This is a genomic window from Fulvivirga aurantia, from assembly GCF_009711475.1.
Taxonomy (GTDB): Bacteria; Bacteroidota; Bacteroidia; order Cytophagales; family Cyclobacteriaceae; genus Fulvivirga; species Fulvivirga aurantia.
On record NZ_SMMD01000129.1, the window covers coordinates 1 to 620 of the forward strand.

A 620-nucleotide genomic window follows, 5' to 3' on the forward strand; every position below is an offset into this window, starting at 1 on the left:
TATTAAGAAAAGCCCGATACATCCTAGTATTATTTTTCTCATCATTTTCTTATTTATAACAAGGATAGTATACCGAGTCCCATTCCCAGCTTTGCACTTTTCCAAAACTTGGGTCTGCACATTCGTAAAAAACATCATTTTGAGGTGGCTCGTACTCTTCCAAATCGTAAAAAGCAATACCTTCCAATACCCTGTCTAGCCTTGAGACCTCTAAACTATCAGAGCCGATAGATGATAAATCAACACTCACCAGGTTATTAAATTGATCACCGTATAGCACATTATTTTTAATGGCAACATCCACATTTCCCGTAATTGCCAGAAAATAAAGTTTTCTAGGTGCAGCCGGATCTGAGTTGTCAAAAACATGTACACCCTTGAATTGCTCTGAAATAAGGAGCTGATTGCCATAAACATATATTTTCCCCGGATTTATCAGAGGTTGGGGAGGAAGTTGCTGCACCATATCGCCTATGTCATTGACATAATTAGGCTTTAAACCATACCTGGCCCTCTCGCGGTGAGGATCTGGCCCATAGCATGTGCTTGCCGATAATAAGCCAATACATATTACTGCTGACAGCACAAACTGTAGATATCTAAATGTACTTTTCATTGTG

General features: G+C 39.4%; 1 protein-coding gene. It reads right to left on the reverse strand.

Features of this window, described 5'->3' with window-relative positions; all coding sequences use genetic code 11:
* Positions 1-49: 49 nt before the first annotated feature.
* Positions 50-620: LVIVD repeat-containing protein (locus tag E1176_RS20125; protein ID WP_185152473.1), on the reverse strand; the 571-nt coding region annotated here is incomplete at its 5' end.